This window comes from Pseudomonas sp. BP6 (assembly GCF_017875935.1).
GTDB lineage: Bacteria > Pseudomonadota > Gammaproteobacteria > Pseudomonadales > Pseudomonadaceae > Aquipseudomonas > Aquipseudomonas putida_Y.
This window is the reverse complement of the sequence record NZ_JAGINI010000001.1, coordinates 4,332,790-4,357,321: the sequence shown is the minus strand read 5'-3', so window position 1 is coordinate 4,357,321 and position 24,532 is coordinate 4,332,790. Positions and strand designations below refer to the sequence as shown.

The following is a 24,532-nucleotide window of genomic DNA, read 5'->3' as shown; positions in this document are numbered from 1 at the left end:
CCCGCTCACGGGAATGAACGGGGCTCGGGGTGACTTGATTAGAAGTGGAAGTTGGCACTCATGAGTGCAGTACGGCCAGGCGCTACGTGAGCGTAATGCGTAGCGAATACTTGATCGAAGTAACGCTTGTCGGTCAGGTTTTGCACATTCAGCTGCAAGTCGACATTCTTCGTCAGGCGATAGGTAGCCATGGCGTCATAGCGCCAGTAGGAAGGCACCTCGACAGAGTTGGCTTCGTCACCGAAGCGCGAGTCGACAAAAGTCGCGCCAGCACCGACGGTCAGTTGCGGAATGATGTCGTAGGTCGACCAGAACGTGAAGTTGTTACGCGGCGTGCTAGGCATGTGGTTGCCTTCGTTCGCTGCAGTAGAGGTTTTCACGATCTCGCTTTCCATATAGGTGTAGCCGCCATAGACCTTCCACTTGCTGGTCAGGTTACCCGAGTAGGTCAGCTCCACACCCTGGACCCGTTGTTCGCCATCGAGCACCTGATAAGTGGCATTGTCTGGATCGGTGACGCGTGCGTTGGTTTTGTCGGTACGGAACAAGGCTGCGGTCAACGATAGGTTATCGTCGAAGAAGTCCCACTTCGTGCCGATTTCGTAGTTGCGGTTACGTTCTGGATCGAGGTTGCTGTTGTTGGCCGCCAGCTCCAGGCCGCCATTGCCGCTGGTTTCGCCCGACGGGTTGCTGGAGGTCGACCATGCAGCGTAAATACTGCCGTTTGGCAACGGCTTGTAGACTACGCCAACTTGGTAGTTCCACAGATGCGCGTTGTTTTCGCGAGAGAAGTCCCCCGCCACCGAGCCACGACCACCTGTGCTGTATCCGCTTGATTTGGTCTGGTAATCGTCGTAACGCAGGCCAAGGTTCAGCGACCACTGTTCGTTGAAAGTCAGTGTGTCAAATACGTAGGCAGCGCTGGTTTTCGTATTCGTATCGGTGAAGGCTTGGCTGTCGGTAATCGTGCCAGACCAGCCGTCATCCGGGGATGGGTCGTAGAGGCTGGTGCAGTCGCCCGAAGCCAGCAAGGCGGGGGTGCAAACAGTGCCTGTGCCAGCGGCCGAGGTGACGACATACCCGCGGTTATGCGTGTCGCTGTAGGTGAACTCCAGGCCTGTCACCAGGCTATGCTCGATGAAGCCGGTATTGAACTTGGCACTCAGGTCGGTCTGGTTCACCCAGCCTTTGGACGTCGAATTGCGGTTCTTGGTGGCGCGATAGACCGTACCGTTGGCGACGTTACCTTTACTGTCATCCGGGTTGGTCACGATGTAGTCGAGGGTCGAGCGCGACATGCGGAAGCTGTTGGACAGTGTCAGGTTTTCGTTCAGGTCATGTTCGATACGGATCGTGCCGCTGTCGTTGCTGGTCTTGCGATAGTCGCGTCCGTTCAAACCGTAGAAGTTGTCGCGGTCAACATGAGCCGGGCCATCTACATTGTATTTGCTGCGCGTGGCGCTGCGGTTCAGCGGGATGCCGTAGTCAGGCATATCGTCGGTTTTCAGGTGGTAGTAACCCACTGTGACCCGTGTATCGGTGCCCAAGCCAAAAGCGAACGACGGTGCTACCCCCCAACGGCTCACATCCACATCGTCACGACCGGCGACGTTGGCTTCGTGCTTCATCAGGTTCAAGCGAAAGGCAGAGGTGTCGGTCAGTTGCTTGTTCAAGTCCAGGGTGGTGCGTTTGGTCTGGTCTGAACCCCAAGTGAACCCACCGTTGTAGCTATCGCCAAGTTTTGCGGTCTTGGTGACCAGGTTGAGGCTCCCGCCCGTCGAGCCAGCACCGGTAAAAGCGGAGCCAGGGCCTTTTGCGACCTCAATGGACTCGACGTTGAAGATCTCCCGGCTTTGGGATGCGACATCGCGCATGCCATCGACAAATACGTCACTTTCGGCGTTGAAGCCGCGAATGATAGGGCGGTCACCCGCGGGATTGCCGCCTTCGCCTGCGCCAAAAGTGATGCCTGGGGTTGTGCGCAAGGCGTCTACCAAGGAAGTCGCACCTGTGTCACGAATGACTTGCTGAGGGATCACCGTGACACTCTTCGGTGTTTCACGCAGCGGGGCGGTGTACTTCTTCGAGCTGGCGGTGTCCGTCTTGTAGCTGGTGACATCCTGTGCAGCGTTGACGCTGGTCGCGTCGAGTGAAATGACAGAATCAGCAGCCTGATCATCTGCACATGCAAGCTGAGCAGTCGATGCAGCAGAGATGGCAACGCCGATGGCGGACGCAAGCAGGCGTTGTGAGCTCACAGCAGATGGCACGTAGTGACGCATTGGTAAGGACCTTCCCCAAGGTTTCGAGGCGGTGGATCTTAATGTAAGCAATTTTGACTAACAATTGAGAGTCGTTACCATTCGTGAAGAATTTACAATCTTTACAATTTGTCTTTACGGTTTCATGCAGCTGAAACGTCTTAAGCGGCGAATGGGGCTTGTGTAGCGCAAAAGGGAATCAATATCATTGCGCCTTTACATTTCCCAACGGTGCTGTTGCCATGCTGCTTCACATCCCAGGCCTGTTCGACGCTGATGAGCTGGCCCGTATTCGCGAGGCGCTGGAGCAGGCCGACTGGGCCGATGGCAAGGTTACGGCGGGTTATCAGTCGGCCAAGGCCAAGCACAACCTGCAACTGCCGGAAGGCCATGCGCTGGCCAAGGAAATCGGCACTGCGCTGATCGACCGCCTGTGGAAAACCCCGCGCTTCATGTCGGCAGCCTTGCCGCACAAGGTGTTCCCGCCGCTGATCAATTGCTACCGCGAAGGTGGCAACTTCGGCTTCCACATCGACAACGCCCTGCGCCAGCCCAAGGGCAGCCCGGAGCGGGTGCGTACCGACCTGTCTTCCACGTTGTTCCTCAGCGACCCGGAAAGCTACGACGGCGGTGAACTGGTGATCCAGGACACCTATGGCGTGCAGCAGGTCAAGCTGGCCGCTGGTGACATGGTGCTGTACCCCGGCACAAGCCTGCACAAGGTCAACCCGGTGACCCGTGGCCAACGCTATGCCGCATTCTTCTGGACCCAGAGCCTGGTGCGCGATGACAGCCAGCGGGCGCTGCTGTTCGAGATGGACAACGCTATCCAGCAACTGACCGCCGATGTGCCGGACCATCCTTCGCTGTTGCAACTGACGGGCACCTACCATAACTTGCTGCGCCGCTGGGCTGAGGTCTGAGTCGTGTCCTACCTGCTGCGGCGTGAGGAAGTGGTGGATGTGGCCGGCTTGCAGGCCATGCTCGAGGAATCTCCCGGCAAGGCCGCCCAGGCAATTCTGGCGGCAGCGGGGCAGGGTGCGGTCGAGGCGCAGTTGCTGCTGGGCCAGATCCTGCTGGATGGGCTTGGCATCCAGCAGGATGCCACCGTCGCCCGGCGCTGGTTCGGTATCGCTGCACAGGGGGGGAATGCCATGGCGCACAACATGCTCGGGCGATGCCTGGAGCATGGCTGGGGCGGTGAGGTGAGTTTGGCGCAGGCTGCCGTTCACTACGCCCGTGCGGCCGATTCCGGTTTGGACTGGGGCCTGTATAACCTGGGCAACCTTCTGGCGACCGGACGCGGGGTGCCGGTCAATCAGGTGCAGGCACTGATGTGCTACGAGAAGGCTGCGCAGCTGGGGCATGCCAAATCGATGAACCTGTATGGGCGTTACCTGGAGCAGGGCATTGCCACGGCGCCCAGCCCGGCGCGGGCGGTGCGCTGGTATCGGCGTTCGGCCGAGGCGGGGGATTTTCGCGGGATGTTCAGCCTGGCGCTGGTGCTGGTCGAGCGTGGGCAGGTGGCTGAGGCCGCGCCTTGGCTGGAGCGGGCGCGGATCGAGGGCAACATGAACTTCCTGCGTGCGGCGCTGGTGACCTTGCAGGAGGCGGGGCCGGCGCTCATGACCTTTGCGGGGCGCTATGCTGAGGAGATCGAACGGCGTGGTGAGTGAGGTTGACTGTGCCGGCCAATTTCCACTGGCCGATCACCGTTGCCGCTACCGTATTCGCGGGTAAACCCGCTCCTACACTGGAGGTTGGGCACAGGCCGTCGTAGGAGCGGGTTCACCCGCGAAGAGGCCGGGCCTGCTGGCCAATTTCCACCCGCCGTTCACCGTTGCCGCCGCTACCGTATTCGCGGGTAAACCCGCTCCTACACTGGAGGTTGGGCACAGGCCGTCGTAGGAGCGGGTTCACCCGCGAAGAGGCCGGGCCTGCTGGCCAATTTCCACCCGCCGTTCACCGTTGCCGCCGCTACCGTATTCGCGGGTAAACCCGCTCCTACACTGGAGGTTGGGCACAGGCCGTCGTAGGAGCGGGTTCACCCGCGAAGAGGCCGGGCCTGCTGGCCAATTTCCACCCGCCGTTCACCGTTGCCGCCGCTACCGTATTCGCGGGTAAACCCGCTCCTACACTGGAGGTTGGGCACAGGCCGTCGTAGGAGCGGGTTCACCCGCGAAGAGGCCGGGCCTGCTGGCCAATTTCCACCCGCCGTTCACCGTTGCCGCCGCTACCGTATTCGCGGGTAAACCCGCTCCTACACTGGAGGTTAGGCACAGGCCGTCGTAGGAGCGGGTTCACCCGCGAAGAGGCCGGGCCTGCTGGCCAATTTCCACCCGCCGTTCACCGTTGCCGCCGCTACCGTATTCGCGGGTAAACCCGCTCCTACACTGGAGGTTGGGCACAGGCCGTCGTAGGAGCGGGTTCACCCGCGAAGAGGCCGGGCCTGCTGGCCAATTTCCACCCGCCGTTCACCGTTGCTGCCGCTACCGTATTCGCGGGTAAACCCGCTCCTACACTGGAGGTTGGGCACAGGCCGTCGTAGGAGCGGGTTCACCCGCGAAGAGGCCGGGCCTGCTGGCCAATCTCCACCCGCCGTTCACCGTTGCCGCCGCTACCGTATTCGCGGGTAAACCCGCTCCTACACTGGAGGTTGGGCACAGGCCGTCGTAGGAGCGGGTTCACCCGCGAAGAGGCCGGGCCTGCTGGCCAATTTCCACCCGCCGTTCACCGTTGCCGCCGCTACCGTATTCGCGGGTAAACCCGCTCCTACACTGGAGGTTGGGCACAGGCCGTCGTAGGAGCGGGTTCACCCGCGAAGAGGCCGGGCCTGCTGGCCAATTTCCACCCTCCGTTCACCGTTGCCGCCGCTACCGTATTCGCGGGTAAACCCGCTCCTACACACGCATCTGTGGTTCGGGGCAGGCCGTTGTACGGTTTACCCGCAATGAGGCCAGCACCGACAGCACACACATGAAAACGGGGCCTTTCGGCCCCGTCGTGCATTACAGGTAGTAAGCCTTCAGCGGCGGGAAGCCGTTGAATTCCACTGCGCTGTAGCTGGTGGTGTAGGCGCCGGTCGACAGCCAGTACAGGCGGTCACCGATGGCCAGGTTCAGCGGCAGCCCGTACTTGTAGTTCTCGTACATGATGTCGGCACTGTCGCAGGTCGGGCCGGCGATGACCACTTCTTCGGCTTCGCCTTTCTTCTCGGTCCAGATCGGGAACTTGATGGCTTCGTCCATGGTTTCGATCAGGCCGGAGAACTTGCCTACGTCGGTGTAGATCCAGCGCTCGACGGCGGTACGCGACTTGCGTGCGACCAGCACCACTTCGCTGACCAGGATGCCGGCGTTGGCGATCAGCGAACGGCCAGGCTCGAGGATGATTTCCGGCAGTTCGTCACCGAAGTCTTCCTTGAGGAAGCGGATGATTTCTTCGGCGTAGGTTTCCAGGCTGTTGGTACGGGTGATGTAGTTGGCCGGGAAGCCACCACCCATGTTGATCAGCTTCAGTTCGATGCCGTCTTCTTCTTTCAGGCGTTCGAAGATTACCTTGACCTTGGCGATGGCGGCGTCCCACACGCTGATGTCGCGTTGCTGCGAACCCACGTGGAAGGAGATGCCATAAGGCACCAGGCCCAGATCGCGGGCGAGGATCAGCAGGTCCATGGCCATGTCGGTCTGGCAGCCGAACTTGCGGGACAGTGGCCAGTCGGCAGTGGTGGAGCCTTCAGTCAGAATGCGTACATACACTTTCGAGCCCGGTGCGGCCTTGGCGATGTTGCGCAGGTCGGCTTCCGAGTCGGTGGCGTACAGGCGCACGCCCTTCTCGTAGAAGTAGCGGATGTCCTTGGACTTCTTGATGGTGTTGCCGTAGCTGATACGGTCGGCGCTGACACCGCGGCCCAGTACTTTGTCCAGCTCGTAGATCGAGGCGATGTCGAAGCTCGAACCTTTCTCTTTGAGCAGGTCGATGATTTCCACGGCCGGGTTGGCCTTGACCGCGTAGTAGACCTTGGCGAATTCGAAACCGGCGCGCAGGTCGTCATACGCCTGGCTGATCATCTGGGTGTCGATGAGTACGAACGGGGTTTCCTGCTTGTCAGCGAACGCCTTCATTTTCTGGAAGGTTTCACGCGCGAAATAGTCTTCGACCTGGATCGACATGCTCAGGGACTCCATGGGCAAACTGAAAGATTAAGTGGCTGCAAACTGAACGTCCTCCGTATCCCCACTTTGGTTCGCCTACTCAGTACTTGAGCCGGATGGATCGTTTCCAGCATGGACGTTCGGCGCGCACTTTAGGGCGTGAAGAATGCAGAATCAACAGGCAATCCGGGCGTGATCGACGTGGATCGACGACCAGCCATTTGAATAACCGACTCGTGTGACCGGCTGATGTTCCCTGCGATCTTTCAAGCGTAAAAAATTGTGGAATGGAGCGTGTTGGGCCCTTTGCGGTCAAGCCCGCTCCTACAGGGGATACGCGTTCCATGTGGGAGCGGGCTTGCCCGCGAAAGGGCCGGAGGTGTTCATATTTATGGCCACATTTTCCTGGTACCCCCGTACAGGAAATCGCCCATAAATTTTTTGTTACCGACTGGCGGATTTGCTGCTTTTGATGAGAAACATTACTATTCGCACCCTTATCTGCCTCCCCGATGACCCCCGACCGTGTCCGGACACAAAGGCTTCCTCGACCACTACCATGAGCTGATCGGCACCTGGACGCGCAAGCTGCGCAGTCGTCAGCAGGCCGAGGACCTCACCCATGATGCCTTTGTCCGGGTACTGGAAACCCCGCGCGAGCAGGTTGAGCAGCCACGCGCCTACCTGCATCAGGCTGCGCGCAACATCGCTGTGGATGGCTTCCGTCGCGAGGACCGCCGCCAGGCGCTGGAGCGGGAAGCCTTCGAAGAAGGCGCAACCGGCAGTGGCGACCCGGAAGCCTACGTGCATGCCCTGGAGCTGGCCGACAGCGTCGAGCGGGCCCTGGCCGAGCTGCCACTCAACTGTCGGCAGGTGTTCATCTGGCAGAAGCTCGAAGGCCTGACCCAGGCCGAGATTGCCGAGCGCATGGGGTTGAGCAAGAACATGGTCGAAAAGTATATGATCCGCACGCTCCGGCACCTGCGTGAGCACCTGGATGTGTCGGCATGAAGAGTCAGGAGATCTTTTCGATGGAACAGCACGGTACCGATGCCGTCCGCGAGCAGGCGGCCGCATGGTTCGCCCGCGTGCAGGACGCACCTCGGGATGCCGGGCTGCACAAACAGTTGCGTGCCTGGCTGGCGAGCGACGAGCACCACCGGGAAGAATACGAGCATCTCTGCTGCGTGTGGCAGGCCGCCGACTTCATTCCACGCCAGCGCCTGGAGGCGCTGTGCCAGCCAGACCCGGTACAGCAGCTGCCACGACGGCGTTTCATGCGCCAGGCGTTGGCCGCCAGTGTCGCGGCAGTGGCGCTGGCCCTGGGCTGGGGTGGCTGGCACTACCTGCAACTGAACCATCAGGGCAGCCTGCAGACGGCCTTCAATGAGCGCCGTCAGGTCGAACTGCCGGATGGCTCGCATCTCGAGCTCAATGGCAGCACGCAGTTGCAGGTGGAGTTCAGCGCCGGCCAGCGGCACGTGCGCCTGAACGCCGGTGAAGTGATGTTCAGCGTCGCCCATGACAGTAACCGGCCGTTTGTGGTCGACACTGCCCAGGGCAGTGTGATCGTCACAGGTACCCGCTTTGACGTACGCCTGGACCCAGCCAGCACCCGTGTGGCGGTGGAACAGGGGTCGGTGCGGGTGCAGGGCAAGGGCGCCTCGCTGGCGCAACTGACGGCCGGGCAGGGGTCGTATATAGATGAACAGGGCCTGGTCGCCGCACCCTATGCGGTCAATATCGGCGCCATGACCGCATGGCGTCAGGGGAAACTGGTGTTCGACAATGCAATCCTCGCCGAAGTAGTGGCCGAAGCTTCTCGCTACCGTAGCCAGCCATTGCGGGTCGCCCCTGGTAAAGTCGCCCGGCTGCGCCTGTCAGGCACCTTCAGCACCAACGACCCAGACGCTCTGCTGCGGGCCTTGCCGAGCATCCTGCCGGTGGCCATCAAGGCCCATGAAGACGGCTCCAGCGAAATAATCGCCAAATAGATTCAGGTTTTTTTTCACTCGTTCGTCTTCCTCGCCAGCTGCAACTGCCAAGCATTTCCATTTGCACGCGGTTGGCGTTTATTCCGCATTCCAGGATGTTTCGACGACGTGAACAACAACAAATCCCTCCCACGCTTTCGCGCCCTGGCGCTGGCCCTGGCGGTCAGCACTGTGGCCGTTGACAGCCAGGCCGCCGAGGCCGGTAATACCCTCCAGATCCAGGCTCAGCCGTTGGGTTCGGCGCTGAACCAGCTCGGCCAGCAGACCAGCCTGCAGCTGTTTTTCAGCCCCGAGCTGGTCGCCGGTAAACAGGCCCCGGCGGTATCGGGCAACCTGACGCCGGTGCAGGCGCTGCAACAGCTGCTGCAAGGCAGCGGGCTCACCTTCGAGATGTCCCGGGACACCGTTGTGGTGAAGCCTCTGCCGACTACCCTTGACCTGGGCAGCGGCAGCCTGGAGCTGGCACCCACCGATATCAAGGTGGTCGGTGACTGGCTGGGGGATGCCCAGCAGAGCGTGGTACAGAACCACCCCGGGGCACGCACCGTGGTGCGCCGCGAGGCAATGGTGGAAAAGGGTGCAATGAATGTGCGCGACGTGCTGCGTGGCATCCCCGGCGTGCAAGTGCAGGACTCCAACGGAACCGGTGGCAGCGACCTGTCGCTGAACGTGGGCGTGCGTGGCCTTACTTCGCGCCTGTCGCCGCGCTCCACGGTACTGATCGATGGTATCCCGGCCGCCTTCGCGCCGTATGGCCAGCCACAGCTGTCAATGGCACCGATTTCCTCTGGCAACCTCGACAGCATCGACGTCGTGCGCGGTGCCGGTTCGGTGCGCTACGGCCCGCAGAACGTGGGCGGGGTGATCAACTTCGTAACCCGGGCGATTCCGCAAAAGGCCTCGGCAGAGCTGTCCACCACCTTGGAAACCTCCCGGCACGGTGGCTGGAAACACACCGAGTCAGCGTTCGTCGGCGGGACGGCCGACAATGGCATGGGCGTGGCGCTGTTGTACACCGGGGTGAATGGCAACGGTTACCGTGAAAGCAACAACGGCAACGACATCGACGACGTTATCCTCAAGACGCATTGGGCGCCAACCGATGTCGATGAGTTCTGGCTCAACTTCCATTATTACGATGGCCGTGCCGACATGCCGGGTGGCCTGACCCAGGCCCAATACGACAGCAACCCGTACCAGTCGCTGCGCGATTACGACTACTTCGCGGGCCGGCGCAAGGATGTGTCGTTCAAATGGCAGCGGCAGCTCGACGATGCTACCCAGTTCGAAGTGCTGACTTACTACACCGACAGTTTCCGCGGCAGCACCATTGCCTCGCGGGACATGAAGACGTTGTCGTCGTACCCTCGCAACTACCACACCTTTGCCATCGAACCCCGTGTTTCGCGCATCTTCTTTGCCGGCCCAACCACCCAGGAAGTCAGTGTCGGTTACCGTTACCTGAAGGAAGCGATGCGCGAACAGACGACTCGGCTGGCGCTGATCGACAACGTGCCGACGGTGACCCCGACTTCTGACGGCCACGTGTTCCAGGACCGCAGCGGCGGTACTGAAGCCAGCGCCTACTACATCGACGACAAGATCGACGTGGGCAACTGGACCATCACCCCTGGCGTGCGCTTCGAGCACATCAATACCGACTGGCGCGACCGCCCGGTACTGGACGCCAACAACCGCCCGGTAGCCGAGAAGAAGCGCAGCATCACCAGCAACGAGCCTTTGCCGGCACTGAGCGTGATGTACCACGTTTCCGATGCCTGGAAGGTGTTCGCCAACTACGAGACTTCGTTCGGTAGCCTGCAGTACTTCCAGCTGGGCCAGGGCGGTTCTGGCAACAGTACGGCCAATGGCCTGGAGCCGGAGAAGGCCAAGACCTACGAAATCGGTACCCGTTATGACAATGGTGGCTTTGCCGGTGAGCTGACGGCGTTCTACATCGACTTCGATGATGAGCTGCAGTACATCAGCAACGACGTGGGCTGGACCAACCTGGGGGCGACCAGGCACCAGGGTGTCGAGGCCTCGGTGCGCTATGACCTGGCCGGGCTGGACCCGCGCCTGGACGGGCTGTCGGTGAGCGGTGGCTACACCTATACCCGCGCAACCTATGAAGGGGATATCCCGGGATTCAAGGGCCGTGACCTGCCGTTCTATTCACGCCAGGTGGCCACTGCCGGGGTGCGTTACGCGGTCAACCACTGGACCTGGAACCTGGATGCCTACGCCCAATCCAGGCAGCGCGCACCCGGCACCGGAATCAATGCCGATGGCAGTTTCAATGGCGACTACATCACCGAGCCGAGTGCTGACGGGCGGTATGGCGATATTCCGGGCTACGTGACCTGGCATGCCCGTGGCGGTTATGAATTCGGGCCGCAGTTGTCCAACCTGAAGCTGGCGGCGGGGGTGAAGAACCTGTTTGACAAGCAGTATTTCACCCGCTCCAGTGACAACAATGCCGGCCTCTATGTGGGTGAACCACGGACCTTCTATGTGCAGGCCAGTGTAGGGTTTTGATCCGAGGCTGCCAGGCCGCTTTGCAGCCCTTCGCGGGTACCGAGAGCCTCCAGGCCTTCGAGGTTTGGGGGTAGGAGCGGGTTCACCCGCGAAAGGGCCGGGCCTGCTGGCCAATTTCACCAGCCGCTCACCGTTGCCGCCGCTACCGTATTCGCGGGTGAACCCGCTCCTACACATTGATCGGTGGTGGACACACATCGGTGGTTGGACAAAGGCCGTCGTAGGAGCGGGTTCACCCGCGAAAGGGCCGGGCCTGCTGGCCAATTTCACCAGCCGCTCACCGTTGCCGCCGCTACCGCATTCGCGGGTGAACCCGCTCCTACACATGATTGGTGGTGGACACACATCGGTGGTTGGACAAAGGCCGTCGTAGGAGCGGGTTCACCCGCGAAAGGGCCGGGCCTGCTGGCCAATTTCACCAGCCGCTCACCGTTGCCGCCGCTACCGCATTCGCGGGTGAACCCGCTCCTACACATGATTGGTGGTGGACACACATCGGTGGTTGGACAAAGGCCGTCGTAGGAGCGGGTTCACCCGCGAAAGGGCCGGGCCTGCTGGCCAATTTCACCAGCCGCTCACCGTTGCCGCCGCTACCGCATTCGCGGGTGAACCCGCTCCTACACATGATTGGTGGTGGACACACATCGGTGATTGGACACAGGCCGTCGTAGGAGCGGGTTTACCCGCGAAAGGGCCGGGCCTGCTGGCCAATTTCACCAGCCGTTCACCGTTGCCGCCGCTACCGTATTCGCGGGTGAACCCGCTCCTACACATGATCGGTGGTGGGCACACATCGGTGATTGGACACAGGCCGTCGTAGGAGCGGGTTTACCCGCGAAAGGGCCGGGCCTGCTGGCCAATTTCACCAGCCGTTCACCGTTGCCGCCGCTACCGCATTCGCGGGTGAACCCGCTCCTACACATGATCGGTGGTGGACACACATCGGTGGTTGGACACAGGCCGTCGTAGGAGCGGGTTTACCCGCGAAAGGGCCGGGCCTGCTGGCCAATCTCCCCCCGCCGTTCACCGTTGCCGCCACTACCGTATTCGCGGGTAAACCCGCTCCTATGTATGGACTCGCCCACACTGTCTAGCTGCTTTTTGAACATAGGAACCCGGTTGCATCTATGTATCAGGCCTATTCGAGGAAGCTTTTTGCTTCTGGCCAACATCGTGGTGAGCTCGCAGTGTGCCGTTTACATTGAGGCCACTATCAGGCCTGTAGGAGCGGAGGCATCGGTCTGCGACGGTCTTACCTAGGGTCAATGTTCACTAGCAGGGGTTGGAGCGCCTAGCGCCCCGGTGGCATTACCCGGTTGGTCAGAGGCTCATAGCCGCCTCCGGTTTTTCGTTCGGTTTGCGTTGGTAAACCTGATCGCTCTGTAACAGGGCCCAGATAATCCGCAGATTTCGATTAGCCAGCCTGATCGCCGCCTCCTTGCGCCCAAGGCGGGATAGCCAGCGCAAGAGGCGGCGATCATCTGGCTGATCGGAATCAGGCCTTAGCTGGCTCAAGACGGCATGCGCGCCCTGGATCATCAGGCTGCGTATGTAGCCGTCACCGCGCTTGCTCATCTTGCCCAATCTGATTTTGTTTCCGCTGCTGTGCTGATCGGGCACGATACCGAAGAAGGCGGCATACATTCGGCCACTGGCGAAGCGGCTGGGTTCGGTCTGTTTCGCCACGATCGCCGTGGCAATGATAGGGCCGACGCCGCGAATGGTGATCAGTCGCTGAGCGACTTTATCCTCTTGGGCAGTCGCTTCGAGCCGTCGGCTCAGCACCGTTATGCGTTCACCTAGAGACAACCAGTCCATCAGCAACTCATCGAGCAACTCGCGCAACAGGTCGGGCAGAGGCAAGGAAGCATCCTCAAGCGCCTGAGGCACATGCTTATTGATCGCGGCATCACCCTGGGGCATGGATACGCCATGCTCAAGTAGCAAACCACGGATCTGATTACCCAGCGCGGTATGTCGCTTGATGTTACCGCGCCGGATACGGTGCAGCGCTTGAATAGCCAGTGCTGTGGTGCTCTTGATCGGTATCGAAGCGATGCTCGTATCGCGACCGGCACGCAAAATGGCATAGCAGTCGTTACGATCGTTCTTTGCACCGCTGCGATGTTCGGCGACACGTTGCGCCGGCAGGATGCGAACCGGATTACCTTTGGCCTGCAGCAGTCTGGCCCAGGCTTGTGCACCTGGACCGCACTCCATCAAGACGGCCACGGTAGTTGGCAGCCTGAGCAGGAAATCATGGAACGCTTGGCGGGATTTGATGCGATCTTCGTAGATCACCCGCCCAGTAGCGTCCTCGCCTGCTAATTGGAAGACCTGTTTGGCCAGGTCTACGCAGATGGTTGTGCAAAGCTCCACATCAGTGGAAGACAGGGAATCGTGTTTCGAACTATGCTTTTTCATGGTCTCGCCCTCGCTGCCGTTGGCTTCTTCGAACACCACCGTGGCACTGTGATGCCTCGGCGGGGGCGAGTCCATCGATTACACCGGATTGGTGGTGGACACACATCGGTGATTGGACACAGGCCGTCGTAGGAGCGGGTTTACCCGCGAAAGGGCCGGGCCTGCTGGCCAATTTCACCAGCCGTTCACCGTTGCCGCCGCTACCGCATTCGCGGGTGAACCCGCTCCTACACATTGATCGGTGGTGGACACACATCGCTGATTGGGCGCAGGCCGTCGTAGGAGCGGGTTTACCCGCGAAAGGGCCGGGCCTGCTGGCCAATTTCACCAGCCGCTCACCGTTGCCGCCGCTACCGTATTCGCGGGTGAACCCGCTCCTACACATGATCGGTGGTGGACACACATCGGTGATTGGACACAGGCCGTCGTAGGAGCGGGTTCACCCGCGAAAGGGCCGGGCCTGCTGGCCAATTTCACCAGCCGCTCACCGTTGCCGCCGCTACCGCATTCGCGGGTGAACCCGCTCCTACACATGATCGGTGGTGGACACACATCGGTGGTTGGACACAGGCCGTCGTAGGAGCGGGTTTACCCGCGAAAGGGCCGGGCCTGCTGGCCAATTTCACCAGCCGTTCACCGTTGCCGCCGCTACCGTATTCGCGGGTGAACCCGCTCCTACACATTGATCGGTGGTGGACACACATCGGTGATTGGACACAGGCCGTCGTAGGAGCGGGTTCACCCGCGAAAGGGCCGGGCCTGCTGGCCAATTTCACCAGCCGTTCACCGTTGCCGCCGCTGCCGTATTCGCGGGTGAACCCGCTCCTACACATGATCGGTGGTGGACACACATCGGTGATTGGACACAGGCCGTCGTAGGAGCGGGTTCACCCGCGAAAGGGCCGGGCCTGCTGGCCAGTTTCACCAGCCGTTCACCGTTGCCGCCGCTACCGTATTCGCGGGTGAACCCGCTCCTACACATGATCGGTGGTGGACACACATCGCTGATTGGGCGCAGGCCGCTGTAGGTTTACCCGCGAAGAGCGCAAAGCGCCCCCGACGGTTACGAAGCAACGGCCTCAGCTGGCGAAACGATACTGGTCTTCGCCCCCCGCGATCGCCCTGAGCTCAGGTACGCCGCAATCGACTCCTGCGTCACCTCGCCCAAGAACACCTGCTCGGCATCCAGCACCGGCAACCATGCCCGGTTGAACTCGTACATGCGCGACAACAGGATGCGCAAATGCTCATCGTGCGCCGCCGTGGCATTGAACGGTCGCAGGAAATCGCCACACGTCCCTTGCTGGCGGTGCATGTCGCGTCGGCGCACATAGCCCAGCGCCTTGTTCTGTGCATCGGTCACCACCACGTAGCGGCGGTCGTGCTCGTCGAGCAGCTCCAGCGCATCGCTCACTGGCGTTTGCGGGCTCACCGATGGCGCGTTGTCTGCGGCATCCTCGGCTCGCACCAGTAACAGGCGTTTGAGGGTGCTGTCCTGGCCCACGAAGTTGCTGACGAAATCATCCGCCGGGTGGGCCAGCAGGGTATCCGGGTGATCCAGCTGCAACAGCTTGCCGGCACGGAAGATGGCAATCTTGTCGCCCAGTTTGATCGCTTCGTCGATGTCGTGGCTGACCATGATCACCGTCTTGTTCAGCGCCCGCTGCATTTCGAAGAACTCGTTCTGGATCATCTCGCGGTTGATCGGGTCGACCGCGCCAAACGGTTCGTCCATCAACAGCACGGGTGCATCTGCTGCCAGGGCGCGAATCACGCCGATACGCTGTTGCTGGCCGCCGGACAGCTCGCGCGGGTAGCGTTGCAGGTACTGCTTGGGTTCGAGCTTGATCATGTGCATCAGCTCGCGAGCACGCTCGTGGCATTTCTGCTTGTCCCAGCCAAGCAGGCGTGGCACCACGGTGATGTTCTCTTCGATGGTCATGTTGGGAAACAAACCGATCTGCTGGATCACATAGCCGATGTGCCGGCGCAGGGTGACTTCGTCCAGCCCGGTGGTGTCTTCGCCATTGATGAACACCTGGCCCGAGGTGGGCGTGATCAGGCGGTTGATCATTTTCAGCGTGGTGCTCTTGCCACAGCCCGAGGGGCCGAGGAACACGCAGATTTCCCCTTCGTTGACGGTGAGGCTTACCGAGTCGACGGCTTTGACGTCCTTGCCGTTGACGTTGAAGGTCTTGCTGAGGTTCTTCAGTTCGATCATGAGCGCAGTCCTTCTGGAGTCAGGGCACGTTGCAGGGTTTGCAGCAGCAGGTCGGCGATGATTGCCAGCAGGCTCACCAGCAAGGCGCCGATCAGCAGCATCGACATGTCGCTGCGGCTGATGGAGGTGAGGATGAGCACACCCAGGCCGCCGGCGCCGATGGTGGCAGCAATGGTCATGACACCAATGTTCATGACCACGGCGGTGCGTACACCGGCAAGGATGACCGGCACGGCAATGGGCAGTTCGACCATGCGCAGGCGCTGGCCGAAGGTCATGCCTATACCGCGTGCGGCTTCGCGGATGCCGGGCTCGACATTGGTCAGGGCCAGGTAGGTGTTGCGCAGGATCGGCAGCAGCGAGTACAGGAACACCGCAGTGATCGCTGGCAATGGCCCCAGGCCCTGGCCGAACTTGGAGTAGAACGGCAACAGCAGGCCGAACAGGGCAATCGAGGGGATGGTCAGCAGCACCGTGGCGCTGGCCTGCAGCGGGCCTGCGAGGGCCGGAAAACGAGTCATCAGGATGCCCAGCGGCACCCCGACCAGAATCGCCAGGCCCACGGCAACGCCTACCAGCATGATGTGCTGCCAGGTCAGGTGCAGCACCTGGGCCCAGTCCAGGTGGCTGAAGGTATCGATCAGGTTCATGGCTGGCCCTCGCTGTTCAGTGGGTGTTTGCGCAGGAAGTCTGCGGCCACGGCAGTGGGGTTCTGGTGCTCGACATCGACCTTGGCGTTGAGCTGGCGCATGGTTTGGTCATCCAGTTGCTCGGCCAGCGGCTTGAGCAGGCCAGCCAGCTGCGGGTTGGCGTCGAGCGTGGCTTTGCGCACCACCGGCGCGGCGGTGTAGTCGGGGAAGTAGTGTTTGTCGTCTTCCAGCAGCTTGAGGTCGAAAGCGTCCAGGCGGCCGTCGGTGGTATACACCAGGCCGGCGAACACCTGATTGTTGCGCATGGCGGTGTACACCAGCCCGGCGTCCATCTGGCGGATGTTGCGCCGGCCCAGCGGCAGGTCATACATTTCGCGCAGGCCTACCAGGCCGTCGGGGCGGTTGGCGAACTCGGTGTCCAGGGCCACCAGGTGATTACGCTTGCTCTCGTCGCGCAGCACCTGGTTGAGGTCGCTGATCGAGTTGATCTGCGGGTAGGCCTCGGAGACCTGCTTCGGCAAGCCGAGGGCATAGGTGTTGCTGAATTTCGACGGGGTCAGCCAGATCAGGTCTTTTTTGGCATCCAGCTCCTTGACCTTGGCGTAGGTAGCTTCGGCGCTGGGCATGCGCTCTTCGATGTGGTTGTACGACACCAGCGACACACCGGTGTATTCCCACATCAGGTCGAGCTGGCCAGTTTCCTGGGCCTGGCGTGCGAGGTTGCTGCCAAGCCCGCCGATGACGCGCACATCGAAGCCGTTGGCGCGCAGGTATTGCGCGGTGATTTCGGCGAGCACGGTCTGTTCGGTGAACACCCGCGCGCCGATGCGGATCAGCGGTTTTTCAGCTGCCTTGGCAAATCCTGCGAACAGCAAGGCCGCGCCCAGTAGCAAGGCGATTCTCTTCTTCATACGTTTCCTATCCTTATTGGACCAGGCCGCGTTCCAGCCAGCGCTTGCTGGAGAAACTCACCGCCGCATCCAGCACCAGTGCCAGCAGCGCGGTGCAGGCGGCACCCAGCAGCAGTTGTGGCTGGTTGTTCAGGGCGATGCCGGGGAAGATCAGGCTACCCAGGCTGTTGGCGCCGATCAGGAACGCCAGCGGTGCGGTACCCACATTCAGTGCCAGGGCCACGCGTACGCCGCCGACGATGATCGGCACGGCGTTGGGCAGCTCCACCTGCCAGAGTTGCTGGCGCGGGGTCATGCCAATGCCGGTGGCGGCTTCCTTGAGCGAAGCAGGGACGTTTTTCAGGCCTTCGTAGGTGTTGCGCACAATGGGCAGGAGGGAGGCGAGGAATAGCGCGAAGATCGCAGGCCCGGCTCCGATGCCCAGGATACTGAGGGCGATGGCCAGAACGGCCAGGGGGGGGATGGTGTTGCCAACGTTGAAGAACTGCATGAAGCGCTCGGCTTTGTCGACCCGGTGCGGTCGACTTAACGCAATGCCGGCGGGGATGCCCACGGCCAGCGCCGCCGCCATCGAAGCCAGCACCAATACCAGGTGCGCTTGCAGGTAGAACCCAAGATCGTCGCGATAACGCGCGATCGTGTCGATGCCGATCCAGTGGACCAGCAGGGCCAGGATGACGAGCACGGCGGCCCATCCCAACAGCCCCGAACCGTAGCGTTTTGCCACAGGTGGACTCCTTGTGTAGTCGGCGAGCACACTTCTTGGTTGCCGGCCAATTCTGGCGGCGGGTGGTGTGTTCGCGAGTAGCAGCGTGATGCAAGCCGAGGGCTGCGATCAGGCCATGAGCCGAACCCCGTCGGGCCCGAAAATGCTGATGAAACCAGTCCCCAATCGAAGCGGTTTGCAGGGGAGTGGACGTCTCCATGGGTGTCAAGGTTCCCATTTGAGGCAGCATTTGGCCAGCGTTAATCACTGGGTGGCAGGATTTTTGGCGAGAAAAAACAGCGACTTAATGTGCTGCAGGCGTTGAAATAACTGCGCTTTGGTCATTTGTCGTGATAAAGCGATTGCCTGTTGGATTTCTTTTGTCTATGCCGACCTCTTCGCGGGTAAACCCGCTCCTACACAGACTGCACCGCATTCGAATCCTGTGTCGTACCTGTGGGAGCGGGTTTACCCGCGAAGAGGCCGGCACAGGCGCCATTCATTCGGCAGATTTTGGTCCAGGCCCAACTTCAGGTATGATACTGCCCCTTTCAAATCCCCCAGTCAGGCGATTTCCCATGACCAACCAGGCCGCCGAAGTCGCGAAGCGCCGCACTTTCGCAATCATTTCCCACCCCGACGCCGGTAAGACCACCATCACCGAGAAGCTGCTGCTGATGGGCAAGGCCATTGCCGTCGCCGGTACCGTGAAGTCGCGCAAGTCCGACCGCCACGCCACCTCCGACTGGATGGAAATGGAGAAGCAGCGCGGCATCTCCATCACCACCTCGGTGATGCAGTTCCCGTATCGCGAGCACATGATCAACCTGCTCGACACCCCGGGCCACGAAGACTTCTCCGAAGACACCTACCGCACCCTGACTGCGGTGGACTCGGCGCTGATGGTGCTCGACGGCGGTAAAGGTGTAGAGCCGCGGACCATCGCCCTGATGGACGTGTGCCGGCTGCGCGACACGCCAATCGTCAGCTTCATCAACAAACTCGACCGTGACATCCGCGACCCGATCGAACTGCTCGACGAGATCGAAGCCGTTCTGAAGATCAAGGCCGCGCCAATCACCTGGCCAATCGGTTGCTACCGTGACTTCAAGGGTGTGTACCACCTCACTGGCGACTACATCATCGTCTACACCCCGGGCCACGGCCACGAGCGCACCGAAGCCAAGATCATCCAGAAACTGGACTCGGACGAAGCCCGCGCACACCTGGGCGACCAGTACGACGCGTTCGTCGAGCAACTGGAGCTGGTGCAGGGCGCCTGCCACGAGTTCAATCAGGAAGAGTTCATCAACGGTCAGTTGACCCCGGTATTCTTCGGTACTGCGCTGGGCAACTTCGGTGTCGACCACGTGCTCGACGCCGTGGTCGACTGGGCGCCGCGTCCGCTTGGCCGTGTGGCCAACGAGCGTACCGTGGAGCCTGTGGAAGAGAAGTTCACCGGCTTCGTGTTCAAGATCCAGGCGAACATGGACCCGAAACACCGCGACCGTATCGCCTTCATGCGCATCTGCTCGGGCAAGTACGAGAAAGGCATGAAAATGCGCCATGTGCGCTTGAACAAAGACCTGCGTATCGGCGATGCGCTGACGTTCTTCTCCTCCGAGCGTGAGCAGCTGGAAGAGGCCTTTGCCGGTGACATCATCGGCCTGCACAACCACGGCACCATCCAGATCGGCGACACCTTCACCGAAGGTGAGGCGCTGGGCTTCACCGGTATTCCGCACTTCGCGCCGGAGCTGTTCCGCCGCGTACGCCTGAAAGACCCGCTGAAATCCAAGCAACTGCGTCAAGGCCTGCAGCAGCTGGCCGAAGAAGGTGCTACTCAGGTGTTCTTCCCTGAGCGCAGCAACGACATCATCCTGGGTGCGGTCGGTGTGCTGCAGTTCGACGTGGTCGCCAGCCGGCTGAAGGAAGAGTACAAGGTCGAGTGCGCCTACGAGCCTATCACCGTCTGGTCCGCGCGCTGGATCAGCTGCGATGACAAGAAGAAGCTCGAGGAATTCCAGACCAAGGCCATGGAGAACCTGGCCATCGACGGCGGCGGTCACCTGACCTACCTGGCGCCGACCCGGGTCAACCTGGCGCTGATGGAAGAGCGCTGGCCGGATATCAAGTTCCGCGCTACCCGCGAGCACCATTAAGGCTTGAAATCGGGGCTGCTTTGCAGCCCTTCGCGGGCACGCCCGCTCCCACAGGGAATCACCAAACCTGGAGGTCATGTGATACCTGTGGGAGCGGGCGTGCCCGCGAAGGGCCGCTAGGCGGCCCCATTTCAATTTCCGGCTTTGATACTGGTCCAGATTCGCGTACGAATACGGTCGATCTTCGCCGGCATCGCCTCCAGCGCATACAGCTTGCCCATCACCTCGTCGCTCGGGTAAATCATCGTATTACCCTTCATCGCCGGGTCCACCAGCCCGTCTGCCTTGAGGTTGCCGTTCGCGTATTGCACATGGTTGCTGATGTTGGCCATCACTTCCGGCTGCAGCAGGTAGTTCATGTAGGCATATCCGGCCTTTTCATCCGGCGCATCGACGGGCATGGCGACCATGTCGAACCACATCGGCGCACCCTCCTTGGGTATCGAATAGCCCACCTTCACGCCATTGTTCGCCTCATCGGCGCGGTTCTTCGCCTGAAGCACATCCCCTGAGAACCCCACCACTACGCAGATATCGCCGTTGGCCAGGTCGCCCGTGTACTTGGACGAGTGGAAATAGCTGATGTACGGCCGCACCTTCATCAGCAGTTCCTTGGCCTTCTCGTAGTCCTTGGGGTCTTGGCTGTGATGGGGCAAACCCAGGTAGTGCAGGGCGATCGGCAGCAGTTCGGGGCCATTGTCCAGCACCGCGACCCCACAGCTTTTCAGCTTGCTCATGTACTCGGGCTTGAAGATCAGGTCCCAGGAGTCCACCGGCGCGTTGTCGCCGAGCACCGCCTTGACCTTGTCGATGTTGTAGCCAATGCCGGTACTGCCCCACAGGTACGGGAAACCGTACTGGTTGCCCGGGTCGTTCACCTCCAGCGCCTTGAGCAGCACCGGGTTGAGGTTGTGCCAGTTGGGCAGCTGGGACTTGTCCAAGCGCTTCAAGGCCTTGCCTTGAATCTGCCGGGCCATGAAGTGGTTGGAGGGGAACACCACGTCGTAGCCGGAATTGCCGGTCATCAGCTTGCCATCGAGGGTTTCATTGCTGTCGTACACGTCGTAGGTGGGCACGATGCCGCTGGCTTGCTGGAAGTTCTTCAACGTATCGGGGGCCACGTAGCTGGACCAGTTGTAGATCTTCACCGTTTCAGCGGCGCTGGCCACGCTGGCGGCCAGCATCAGAGGGGCGAGGAGGAAGGTGCGCATGTCGGGTTTACCTTGCTTTGTCTGTTGTTATCGAAGGCAGGCGATCAGCGGATCAGAAAACAAGCACGTAGGTCTTGCGCACGGTCTCCTGGATGTCCCAGGTGCCGGTGCTGTTGGCCGGTAGCATCAATGCGTCTCCGGCTTCTATGACCAGAGGCTCGCCACCGTCGGGGGTGAACGTGCAGCGGCCCTTGATGAAATGGCAGAACTCCTGTTGCACGATCTGCCGCCGCCAGCGCCCTGGGGTGCATTCCCAGATGCCGGTTTCAACGCCATCGCTGCGCTCCACGCAGGTGACTGACGTGACTGCCACGGGTTCGCCGAGCGGTACTGCGACCGGGTTGGAGCTGTCGAGCACGGCAAATTCGGTGTTCTTGAACTGGGTGATGCTCATGACCGGTGGATCCTGTACGAGTGTTAAGGGAAGTCAGTGCATGAAGCCTTCCATGAAGTCCGCAAGCGATATGGCCAGGCGCCGCCTCCACGGCGCGCTGGCGGGGTTGGCGAGGGTCCGGTCCTCGTGGACGAAACTCTGGATGATCGCGTTGTAGCCCAGCCAGCGGCAGGGCTCGGGGGGCCAGCTGGCCAGGCTGGATAGCGGGCGGTTGTCGAGTACCCAGGGTTGTGCTGTCAGTTCGTTGTGCTGGTTGAGGATCAGCGCCGCCAGGGTGCGCCCACCCAGGTTGGTAGCCCCGACGCCTTCGCCGCCGTAGCCGCCGGCAAGGGCGATGCCGCGCTGGCGGTCGCAGAGCATGTGTGGGCGGAAGCGTCGCGCCATGCCGAGGTTGCCGCCCCAGGTATGAGTGATGCGTACCTGTTTGAGCTGCGGGAACAGTTCGCCGAACAGGTAGCGGCGCAGTTCGACTTCGTGTTCGTCGAGGTTGAAGTTTTCGCGCAGACGCCCACCGAAGCGGTAGCCACCGCGGGCACCGAAGACCAGGCGGTTGTCGGCGGTGCGCTGGCCGTAGGTGACCTGGCGGCTGCTTTCACTGAAGGCTTGGCCCTGGCTCAGGCCAATCTGCTCCCAGGTAGCCTCCGGCAGCGGCTCGGTGGCCACCAGCAGGCTCTGTACCGGCAACTGATGTTTGCCCAGTGGCGGCAGGCTGGCGGCGTAACCCTCCACGGCAGGCACCATCCACTGGCAGCGAATCTGTGCCAGCGGGGTACGCACCTCGCTCGGCTGCCAGTCGATGGCCGGGGTGTTTTCGTAGATCGATACGCCCAGCGCCTCTACTGCCCGGGCAAGGCCGCGCACCAGCTTGGCTGGCTGGATGGTCGCCGTGTGCGGGCTGTAAATGGCTCCAAACGCATTGCTGACCCGCAGTTGGCTCCCCAACTGCTCGGGGCTCAGCCAGCGGTAGTCGTCCTCGGTCATGCCTTGGCGATACAAGTCGTCGAGGTAGGCGCGCAGGCTGCGTTCCTGCTCGGGGTAGCGCGCCGCGCAATACAGCACGCCGCCTTTGCGGTAGTCACAGTCGATGCCTTCGCTTTGCAACACGCGATGCACTTCATCAGGGATGCCGTGCAGCAGGTCGATGCTGGCGCGGCGCTGTTGCGGCGAGAGGGTGCCGAGCAGGCGGTCTTCGCCTAGCAGGTTGCCCATCAGCCAGCCCCCATTACGGCCGGAAGCGCCGAAGCCGGCGATTTGGGCTTCGATCACCGCAATGTTCAGCTGGGGTGCCTGGCGCTTGAGGTAGTACGCGGTCCAAAGGCCGGTATAGCCGGCACCGATGATGCACACGTCAACGTCGAGGTCATTGCGCAGTGCCGGGCGCGCGCACAGCGGCTCGTCGAGCTGGTCCATCCACAGGCTGAGCGTGCGCAGGGGTTGCATCGGGTTCGGCTCCACATCCGTCAAGGTCTGTGGGCGATCGTAGTGGTGTCAGCGGGCAGCTGTCTTACGTGCGTGCACGCAGGGAAATTTGCTTCAGGTAGGCCTTGGGCGTTAGCCCGGTGTGCTCACGGAAGCACTTGTAGAACGCCGACAGCGAGTTGAAGCCGGCACTGAAGGCCAGCTCGTCGATCGTCGCCTCGACGCTATCATCGCCGAGGCTGGCCATCAGGTGCTGCAGGCGTGCCTGGTTGACGTAACGGTAGAAGCTTTGCCCCAGCACCTGGTTGAGCAGGTAGGAAATCTGGTTGCGGCTGTAGCCGCTGGCGTCGGCGACCTGTTGCAGGTCGAGCTCCGGGTCGAGGTAGGGGCGTTGACGCTGGAAGTAGTGCTCCAGGTCCTGGGCCATGGTCGACAACTGCCGGGGCGACAGGCCCAGGCGGCTGGTGGCGGGGCGCGGGCCGCTGTTGGCGTGGCCTGTGCCGTTCTGGCGGACCAGCGTGGCGTATTCGTTGACCCGCCAGATCAGCCCGTCCATGACGGTGATCGCCTCGCTGGACTGGAACGCAACCAGGCCGTCACCGCCCTGGACCGTGACCTGATACTGGATGAATGCGGTGCAGCCATCGACGCGGATGCGGTCGCTGTGGACGATGTCCTCGCCCGCTTCATGGGGCAGGCAGGCGCGTACGTAGTCGCGCAGTTCCTGATGGCCGAGCACGCGGTTCTGAAAGAAGTCGTGGTACTGGATATCGGGGTGGTAGAGCGCCATGACACCGTCGAGGTCGCGATGCTTCCAGCAGAGGTGGTAGCGCAGCACGATTTCGGCGGTAAGCGGGGTTTGCTCGGGGCCGTCGGGGAGGGTGGTGGCGATCATGGGTGGATAGTGCATTGCAGAACACCCAGGTGCAAGGGCGTGGATCCTGCATATTGCACGGTTTGCTCAGGCGGCTTGGAGGGTAAGTCTCTGATTTTTATGAATGTAGTTTTTTGATACAACTGGCATGGCGGCTGCACCTTTCTTGTCACCATCGAACAAGGAGAAAGGCCATGCGCTCGATACTGCTTTGGATGATTGGGGTGCCGATTCCGGTGATCATTCTGATCTGGTTCTTTATGCATTGAGATTTTGGGGGCCGCTCTTTGCGGCCCTTTTGCTACAACTCTTCGCTACAAAAGGCATGTGCAAGACAGGGCCCGGTGTCGGGCTTGAGATCAGTAAATTCAATAGAGGTTGGTGTTCTGATGAACACCAAAGGTCTCGTTGAATTAGTGATATTTAGTGTGGGGAGTCCAGGTGGGGTGTTGTCTGAAAGTTCCTACAGTATTCTCTTGGCACTTGCCGTTGTCTGCACAGTACTAACTAAGCCGTTAACTATGTTGCTAGGCTGGTGGACGTGCAGAAATACGTTGGTCTGTAGAGGTTAGTCAAAAATAGGTGTTTGATTTCTGCTGTTTTCCCGATTACT

General features: G+C 61.2%; 17 protein-coding genes. 6 read left to right on the top strand and 11 right to left on the bottom strand.

The genetic code is table 11. The annotated features are described in order from the left end of the window. Nucleotides 1–38: 38 nt before the first annotated feature. Nucleotides 39–2,282: a TonB-dependent siderophore receptor gene (locus J3A98_RS19760; protein WP_209967914.1), complete on the bottom strand. Its 2,244-nt coding sequence runs from the start codon at nt 2,280–2,282 to the stop codon at nt 39–41. Nucleotides 2,283–2,503: 221 nt separating this feature from the next. Between J3A98_RS19760 and J3A98_RS19755 the strand changes: the two genes are divergently transcribed. Both J3A98_RS19755 and J3A98_RS19750 read left to right on the top strand, forming a co-directional pair. Further along, nucleotides 2,504–3,184 carry a Fe2+-dependent dioxygenase gene (locus J3A98_RS19755; protein WP_209967912.1) on the top strand — a complete coding sequence of 227 codons (681 nt, stop codon included), beginning with the start codon at nt 2,504–2,506 and terminating at the stop codon, nt 3,182–3,184. Nucleotides 3,185–3,187: 3 nt separating this feature from the next. Next, nucleotides 3,188–3,937 (top strand): tetratricopeptide repeat protein, encoded by a 750-nt coding sequence (locus J3A98_RS19750; protein ID WP_209967910.1) that lies wholly within the window; start codon nt 3,188–3,190, stop codon nt 3,935–3,937. Between the two features lie 1,332 nt (nt 3,938–5,269). Here the strand turns inward: J3A98_RS19750 and J3A98_RS19745 are convergent. After that, complete coding sequence (locus J3A98_RS19745; RefSeq protein ID WP_021781787.1) at nt 5,270–6,433, bottom strand: type III PLP-dependent enzyme; 1,164 nt, start codon at nt 6,431–6,433, stop codon at nt 5,270–5,272. Nucleotides 6,434–6,940: 507 nt separating this feature from the next. On the opposite strand from J3A98_RS19745, the gene J3A98_RS19740 reads away from it, so the two are divergent. The 3 genes from J3A98_RS19740 to J3A98_RS19730 all read left to right on the top strand — a co-directional run bounded on the left by J3A98_RS19740 (nt 6,941) and on the right by J3A98_RS19730 (nt 10,947). Continuing rightward, entirely contained in the window at nt 6,941–7,426 is a 486-nt protein-coding gene (locus J3A98_RS19740) for a sigma-70 family RNA polymerase sigma factor (protein ID WP_003248496.1), read from the top strand. Between the two features lie 20 nt (nt 7,427–7,446). Next, complete coding sequence (locus J3A98_RS19735; protein WP_209967908.1) at nt 7,447–8,409, top strand: FecR family protein; 963 nt, start codon at nt 7,447–7,449, stop codon at nt 8,407–8,409. 108 nt (nt 8,410–8,517) lie between these two features. After that, a complete protein-coding gene (locus J3A98_RS19730; protein ID WP_209967906.1) occupies nt 8,518–10,947 on the top strand; it encodes a TonB-dependent siderophore receptor in 2,430 nt (809 codons plus the stop codon). Nucleotides 10,948–12,267: 1,320 nt separating this feature from the next. Here J3A98_RS19730 and J3A98_RS19725 read toward each other — a convergent pair. From J3A98_RS19725 to J3A98_RS19705, 5 genes are all read right to left on the bottom strand, one after another. Beyond that, nucleotides 12,268–13,326, bottom strand: coding sequence for an IS110-like element ISPpu11 family transposase (locus J3A98_RS19725; protein ID WP_209969883.1), 1,059 nt, complete (start codon nt 13,324–13,326; stop codon nt 12,268–12,270). Between the two features lie 1,108 nt (nt 13,327–14,434). Beyond that, the gene (locus J3A98_RS19720) at nt 14,435–15,592 is read right to left on the bottom strand and encodes an ABC transporter ATP-binding protein (RefSeq protein ID WP_209967903.1); all 1,158 of its coding nucleotides are present in this window, start codon (nt 15,590–15,592) and stop codon (nt 14,435–14,437) included. After that, entirely contained in the window at nt 15,589–16,242 is a 654-nt protein-coding gene (locus tag J3A98_RS19715) for an ABC transporter permease (protein WP_028697400.1), read from the bottom strand. Before J3A98_RS19715 ends, J3A98_RS19720 begins: the two co-directional genes overlap by 4 nt. Further along, a complete protein-coding gene (locus J3A98_RS19710) occupies nt 16,239–17,153 on the bottom strand; it encodes a glycine betaine ABC transporter substrate-binding protein (RefSeq protein WP_209967901.1) in 915 nt (304 codons plus the stop codon). The genes J3A98_RS19715 and J3A98_RS19710 overlap by 4 nt, the downstream gene beginning before the upstream one ends. A gap of 13 nt (nt 17,154–17,166) precedes the next feature. Then, a complete protein-coding gene (locus J3A98_RS19705) occupies nt 17,167–17,880 on the bottom strand; it encodes an ABC transporter permease (RefSeq protein WP_176685717.1) in 714 nt (237 codons plus the stop codon). A 557-nt stretch (nt 17,881–18,437) separates the two neighbouring features. On the opposite strand from J3A98_RS19705, the gene J3A98_RS19700 reads away from it, so the two are divergent. After that, complete coding sequence (locus J3A98_RS19700) at nt 18,438–20,021, top strand: peptide chain release factor 3 (protein WP_021781794.1); 1,584 nt, start codon at nt 18,438–18,440, stop codon at nt 20,019–20,021. A 131-nt stretch (nt 20,022–20,152) separates the two neighbouring features. On the opposite strand, the gene J3A98_RS19695 is transcribed toward J3A98_RS19700, so the two are convergent. The 4 genes from J3A98_RS19695 to J3A98_RS19680 form a co-directional block, all read right to left on the bottom strand. Continuing rightward, nucleotides 20,153–21,232: a polyamine ABC transporter substrate-binding protein gene (locus J3A98_RS19695; protein WP_028697402.1), complete on the bottom strand. Its 1,080-nt coding sequence runs from the start codon at nt 21,230–21,232 to the stop codon at nt 20,153–20,155. Between the two features lie 52 nt (nt 21,233–21,284). Next, nucleotides 21,285–21,626 (bottom strand): cupin domain-containing protein, encoded by a 342-nt coding sequence (locus tag J3A98_RS19690; protein ID WP_014589771.1) that lies wholly within the window; start codon nt 21,624–21,626, stop codon nt 21,285–21,287. A gap of 33 nt (nt 21,627–21,659) precedes the next feature. Further along, entirely contained in the window at nt 21,660–23,066 is a 1,407-nt protein-coding gene (locus J3A98_RS19685) for an FAD-dependent oxidoreductase (protein WP_209967899.1), read from the bottom strand. Between the two features lie 64 nt (nt 23,067–23,130). Further along, on the bottom strand, nt 23,131–23,955 hold the full coding sequence (locus tag J3A98_RS19680; protein ID WP_209967897.1) for a nuclear transport factor 2 family protein: 825 nt from the start codon (nt 23,953–23,955) through the stop codon (nt 23,131–23,133). Nucleotides 23,956–24,532 lie beyond the last annotated feature (577 nt).

Excerpts from the sequence above, each read along its gene's own strand:
- J3A98_RS19760 (WP_209967914.1), bottom strand. The coding sequence starts at position 2,282 with ATGCGTCACTACGTGCCATCTGCTGTGAGCTCACAACGCCTGCTTGCG.
- J3A98_RS19755 (WP_209967912.1), top strand. The coding sequence starts at position 2,504 with ATGCTGCTTCACATCCCAGGCCTGTTCGACGCTGATGAGCTGGCCCGT.
- J3A98_RS19745 (WP_021781787.1), bottom strand. The coding sequence starts at position 6,433 with ATGTCGATCCAGGTCGAAGACTATTTCGCGCGTGAAACCTTCCAGAAA.
- J3A98_RS19735 (WP_209967908.1), top strand. The coding sequence starts at position 7,447 with ATGGAACAGCACGGTACCGATGCCGTCCGCGAGCAGGCGGCCGCATGG.
- J3A98_RS19720 (WP_209967903.1), bottom strand. The coding sequence starts at position 15,592 with ATGATCGAACTGAAGAACCTCAGCAAGACCTTCAACGTCAACGGCAAG.
- J3A98_RS19715 (WP_028697400.1), bottom strand. The coding sequence starts at position 16,242 with ATGAACCTGATCGATACCTTCAGCCACCTGGACTGGGCCCAGGTGCTG.
- J3A98_RS19710 (WP_209967901.1), bottom strand. The coding sequence starts at position 17,153 with ATGAAGAAGAGAATCGCCTTGCTACTGGGCGCGGCCTTGCTGTTCGCA.
- J3A98_RS19700 (WP_021781794.1), top strand. The coding sequence starts at position 18,438 with ATGACCAACCAGGCCGCCGAAGTCGCGAAGCGCCGCACTTTCGCAATC.
- J3A98_RS19695 (WP_028697402.1), bottom strand. The coding sequence starts at position 21,232 with ATGCGCACCTTCCTCCTCGCCCCTCTGATGCTGGCCGCCAGCGTGGCC.
- J3A98_RS19690 (WP_014589771.1), bottom strand. The coding sequence starts at position 21,626 with ATGAGCATCACCCAGTTCAAGAACACCGAATTTGCCGTGCTCGACAGC.
- J3A98_RS19685 (WP_209967899.1), bottom strand. The coding sequence starts at position 23,066 with ATGCAACCCCTGCGCACGCTCAGCCTGTGGATGGACCAGCTCGACGAG.
- J3A98_RS19680 (WP_209967897.1), bottom strand. The coding sequence starts at position 23,955 with ATGCACTATCCACCCATGATCGCCACCACCCTCCCCGACGGCCCCGAG.